Raw genomic sequence first — 3066 nt, 5'->3', positions numbered from 1 at the left:
TTTTCATAACCGGTAAGTACTATAACCGGGATCTGACCGGATAAGTCCATCATTTTTTGAACCAATGGTTCCCCGCTAAGATCGGGAAGAGACAGATCAAGCAGGATAATGTGAAATCCAATGTGATTATTTAAATACTCTTCGGCTTCATGGAATGTTCTTGCATTTAATACCTCAGGACTTTTCAATCCTTCAGACAGGTATTCTTCGATCAATACAAAATCACCGGGGTTATCTTCAACGACCAGTATCTTTAAATCTTTTTGAATAGCTGTCATGCTTTATTAATTGTTAGATTTTGGAGGGAGTTGAACAATAGAGATCCAAAAATTTTCAATAGAAGCGATAACTTCTAAAAAGCTGTTAATGTCAACCGGTTTGGTGATATAGCAATTTGAATGATTTTCATAAGATTTGATTACGTCGGCCTCATCAGATGAAGTAGTAAGCATGATCACAGGAATATGCTTTAGGTCTTTATGATTTTTGATGTGCTTCAGCACTTTATGCCCGTTCATTTTTGGGAGGTTGATATCCAACAAAATCAGGTCCGGTTCCTGAGCATCTTCATAGCCTTCATTTTTTTCCAGATATTGTATGGCCTCCCAGCCATCCCTCACAATAGAATAGGAGTTTTTAATTTTACCCTCATTTAAAGCTTCCGTAGTAAGTACGATATCACCCTCGTTATCTTCCACCAAAAGGATATGTATTTCTTTGCTGCTCATAATGTTCTCCTGTTGATGTTAAAGTTGAAATCTTTAAGACATTGCAATATGACTTATTCATACATCTATTACTAAATGAATTTTTATTTGGCAATAGTGAAATAAAATGTACTGCCTTTACCCGGTTTTGAAGATACCCAGATCTCCCCGCCATGTTCTTTTACAATTTTCTTGCACATAGCCAAACCCATACCTGAGCCGGATATACCTTCGTTATTTCCACCTCTCTTGAACAGGTCAAAAATGGAAGTGTGCAGATCCGTCGGAATTCCCCTGCCATTATCGGTAACTGAGAATAGCCAATGTCCGGCTTGTTTCTGTGCTTTTATACTGATCACAGGTGGTACAGACGGTTTTCGGTATTTGAGGCTGTTGCCGATCAGGTTGTTGAAAAGTCGCTCCAAAGGAACTGCTTGTACCTTAATTTTGGGAAGGTCGCCCACTTCAATTTTAGCTTCTGCTTCTTTAATTATAGATTCGTTTAGTTCCAGAACTTTTTGCAAGATCTTATTCAGATCAGTTTTTTCATAGGTATTGTTTTGTCTTCCAATACGAGAGTATTCCAACAGATCGGTGATCAGGCTATTCATGCGTTCGGCGCCATCAACGGCAAAGTGAATATATTCCTTTGCTTTGTCGTCTAAATTCTGCCCATAGTTCTTTTCTAGTAGATTCATAAATGAACGCACCATACGTAACGGTTCTTTAAGGTCGTGCGAAAGGGTATAGGCAAAGTGCTGCAACTCCCTGTTACTTTCCTTCAAGCTTTTATTCAGACGGAGAATTTCTTCATTTTGTTTGATGAGTTTCCGTTGGGTGTTCACTAATTCGTTATTCACTTCCGAAATTTCATTGAATACCCTGTCAGAAGGTTCTTTTTCTTGTTTCTGAAATTCACTGATCTTTTTTTCTGTGCTTCGGATCAGGTTTTGCTGCTCGTTGTTTATCAGCATCATCTCATTAAGCATTTTTTCCATTATTTCACTTTCAATAGCACCAATGATCCAGAACTTATCTCCAAATCTGGCTGATGTAAATTTCAATGGCACTGGTTCTTTATCGGTTTTAACGTATAATTCGTAATCGAACACGATTTCCCTACTTCGAATATCTTCCCAAAGGTCAGTTGCTTTATTTAAGCTTTCTTTTGCGACGAGCTCCATAAATGGGAAAGGAGTTTGTTTGGCCATGCAAAGCTGCATGTCATCATAAAGCACTTGGGTTACTTTTCCGTCCCGATCACACACAAGGTAGATCCCATTTGAAATATGTTTGACTAGATCCGTCATTAACGTACCAATTGATTAGCTGTTTGAATAGCGTTACGTGCGTTTAGAGCGGTTGCATCGGCTCCGACTTTTTGATCTAAATTGGGGATGATGGAAAAGGGATAGCCTCCTGCCATGATCGTTAATCCTTCCATATCCGGCATATTGCGAATGGTTTTAATGAGTTGAGTTACTTTTTTTAGATGAATAGGCAGTGTTACGGAAATAGCCAATAAATTGGCTCTGTTTTCCTGAATGGCTTGTATCAGGTGATTGTCAGGCATATTGCTTCCCATGTAATAGGTATCCCAGCCATCCATTTCAAAAAAGTCTGCGATCATTCGAATGCCAATTTCATGCAGTTCATTTGAAACTGAGCAGGCTACCATACGATGGCCCTTTTTCTGATTTGAAAAGATAAGAGGGTAGAGACGTGACATGATCAACTGTGTGGCCGCAGTACAATAGTGCTCGTGTGCTACACTGATCTCATTACGCTGCCATAAAACGCCGATCTCATATTGAGTGGCCTGGAAAATATGTTCATAAATATCACTAACAGAAACATTCTGTTTCACCAACTCATCAATGAGTTCTCCTGCTTGCCGGCGTTTATTGTTCAACAGCAGATTCAGGTATTCTTTGGGTTCCTGATACAGAGGATTTTCTGGAGTTAGGTGATGCTTTTTCTTTGGCCTTAAATTTTTAAGATAATATTGCCCCCGGTTTATGTATTCTTTTGATATTGACATATCGGAGTTAGGGAGAATATGATCGATAGCGGCAAGAAAATACTCCAGGTTACGCAGCAGGTCTTCTTTGGGAATATCCCGGGCAATCAGCATCTGATAGGACCATTCCAGGTAATGTTCAAACATATCCGGACTTTCAACGCGAAGAGACTCGATCAGGTAATTTATGTGGTAAAGGGCATCTTCATAACAATGTAACCGGCCTTTTTCTCCATACCGCTTCTCAAGTTCCGGGTGGTTACTGAAGTGAAGATCCGTGATCTTTTCCGCCAGCTGCTTCCGGTTCGATTCGAGTTTTAGTATTTCAAAATTGAGGTC

4 protein-coding genes are annotated in these 3066 nt (G+C 39.5%); all 4 read right to left on the bottom strand.

Annotated elements, in window-relative coordinates; all coding sequences use genetic code 11:
- Positions 1–278 (bottom strand): response regulator (locus VFM80_RS00445; RefSeq protein WP_395068445.1); only part of this gene is annotated, 278 nt, incomplete at its 3' end.
- 6 nt (positions 279–284) lie between these two features.
- The gene (locus tag VFM80_RS00440) at positions 285–728 is read right to left on the bottom strand and encodes a response regulator (RefSeq protein WP_395068443.1); all 444 of its coding nucleotides are present in this window, start codon (positions 726–728) and stop codon (positions 285–287) included.
- Positions 729–811: 83 nt separating this feature from the next.
- Positions 812–2017, bottom strand: coding sequence for a sensor histidine kinase (locus VFM80_RS00435; RefSeq protein WP_395068441.1), 1206 nt, complete (start codon positions 2015–2017; stop codon positions 812–814).
- The coding region (locus tag VFM80_RS00430; RefSeq protein ID WP_395068439.1) for a cobalamin B12-binding domain-containing protein at positions 2017–3066 on the bottom strand (1050 nt) is incomplete at its 5' end. The genes VFM80_RS00435 and VFM80_RS00430, both read right to left, overlap by 1 nt.

Origin of the sequence: Gracilimonas sp. (genome assembly GCF_035704785.1) — a bacterium.
Lineage (GTDB): Bacteria > Bacteroidota > Rhodothermia > Balneolales > Balneolaceae > Gracilimonas.
Note: the sequence above shows the minus strand (reverse complement) of the source record. Positions and strands in the feature narration are given on the sequence as shown.

Excerpts from the sequence above, each read along its gene's own strand:
- VFM80_RS00440 (WP_395068443.1), bottom strand. The coding sequence starts at position 728 with ATGAGCAGCAAAGAAATACATATCCTTTTGGTGGAAGATAACGAGGGT.
- VFM80_RS00435 (WP_395068441.1), bottom strand. The coding sequence starts at position 2,017 with ATGACGGATCTAGTCAAACATATTTCAAATGGGATCTACCTTGTGTGT.